3 protein-coding genes are annotated in these 1,863 nt (G+C 32.6%); all 3 read left to right on the top strand.

Annotated elements, in window-relative coordinates:
* Positions 1–136: 136 nt before the first annotated feature.
* On the top strand, positions 137–340 hold the full coding sequence (locus C200_RS14635) for a hypothetical protein (RefSeq protein ID WP_052133291.1): 204 nt from the start codon (positions 137–139) through the stop codon (positions 338–340).
* A gap of 18 nt (positions 341–358) precedes the next feature.
* Positions 359–1,327 carry a protein kinase domain-containing protein gene (locus tag C200_RS14630; protein ID WP_016211903.1) on the top strand — a complete coding sequence of 323 codons (969 nt, stop codon included), beginning with the start codon at positions 359–361 and terminating at the stop codon, positions 1,325–1,327.
* A gap of 257 nt (positions 1,328–1,584) precedes the next feature.
* On the top strand, positions 1,585–1,863 hold a 279-nt coding region (locus tag C200_RS12750), incomplete at its 3' end, for a pentapeptide repeat-containing protein (protein WP_033923806.1).

The following is a 1,863-nucleotide window of genomic DNA, read 5'->3' as shown; positions in this document are numbered from 1 at the left end:
CATGTGCACATCTCTCGTACATTAGGATCGTCCTTGACTAATCAACCGTCTACTTTACCGCTTATTAACTCACTATTAGTTGTAAAACTCCAGATATGATCTGACAAGCTTAAATCATCTGACAACATTTGTCTGATTGATCAGACTGTCAGATTGCACATTTTTATTGATTATTTTTTCTTGTGGTTATTTAGTCAGCAATGATGGAGAAGTGTATGTAAAGTCAAATGGTCAGCTACTCGGAGAAGGGAATTTTGCCCAAGTAACATTTGCGCAAACAGAAAATGGAGAAATGTGGGCGATTAAAGAGCCTTTAAAAATTCATTTACACTCTAAATAAAGTGAAATTGCACTCGATTTGGGAAAAGCAAAAAAAACGTTTAAATATAACAGTAGAGACTATCAAATTTTTCAATTTTTGGGCACTCCACTAAATAAATATTTAGAGAAAAACACTCTCACCAAAGAGCAGCAATATACGTTAGCGATTAAAATAGCATACGCAGTGCATCATCTTCATGCAGGCACCTATTCAAAAAAAGGAATTCGCTATGCACATTTGGACCTAAAGCCTAGAAATATTTGTATAGATAAAAACAGTAATGTTCACTTAATAGATTACGGGGAATCGGAAGAGATTGATGGAACGCTGCCTTTTATAAAAGGGACCCGGTCTTATCTGCCATTTTCTGATTTATTTGAAGTTGAAAAACAGGATTTGGATATTTTTGCCTTATTAAGAATTCTATATTTGCCTGAGAACTTTAAATCTTACCAAATAGCAGATGACTATAGAGTATCTTATAATCGCTGGATTTTTAGCGATGAACTATTATTTAAAGCGCCTTTATTAGAAGATTTTTTGGATACAGCAGATGGAAAAACAAGATCAATCTCAGCATTTGATGTGGTTTGTCGATTAATTTTATTTAAATATAATTTAGCCTCAACGGAAAATGTGAAAAAAGCATTGGATGATCCTGAAACGTTTAACAACTGCTATCAACACCTAACAACACTTGGCTTAAATCAAGCAAAATATATTCAAAATACACTCGATGATCCTCAACAGTTTGATGAAAATTGTAAAAGCTGGTTCCTCGAGACCATACAAAAAAATACTCGAAAAAGAGCTCGTACTGCAAGCTTGCCAAATATTTTTTTTGATGCATCTCAACACACTCAAGCTAAACAACGTATTGTTCAATCCACCAATTTATCAGACATATTTTTTAATCGACATGGAGGTTCTCTGACTAACTTAGCCACTCTTAGTGCTATAGGTAATGAAGTTCATAATGAGAGAGGCGCTCTCATCCCTTCTTAAGTCATAATTTATACATTTACTTTTAATAAAAGTAAAAAAATAAAAAATTTAATCTAATTAATAAAATTTAATAATGTAAAAAATCAATTAAAATAAATTGATAATATATAAAATATCTATTATTATCTTGAATAAATTACATCTAACTCAAGTGGTTTATTAAACCCTTTACTTTATAGTAAAGCTTGTATCCCTCTCTCTTTATTTGTACTTGAACAAATACATGGCTAATAAATTATATAGAGGAAAATTAAAGTATGAAAAAAACAAGACAAGATGTTATTAATGAAATTAACAAAGCCCACGGACCAGAAGGATCAGGCCTGCTTGACCTCAGTGGTTGGGATCTAAGTGGTGAAGATTTATCAGACTTATATTTATATCATGCTAATTTACAATGTGCTAATTTACAAAGCGCTAATTTATCACAGTCCTACTTGCAAGAAGCTAGCTTTCAATTTGCTCTACTAAACCAAGCTAACCTATCAGGCGCACAATTAAGTCAAGCCGTGCTAACACGTAAGCGTCGCTACCTC

Origin of the sequence: Piscirickettsia salmonis LF-89 = ATCC VR-1361 (assembly GCF_000297215.2) — a bacterium.
Taxonomy (GTDB): Bacteria; Pseudomonadota; Gammaproteobacteria; order Piscirickettsiales; family Piscirickettsiaceae; genus Piscirickettsia; species Piscirickettsia salmonis.
This window is presented reverse-complemented; position numbering and strand designations above follow the sequence as displayed.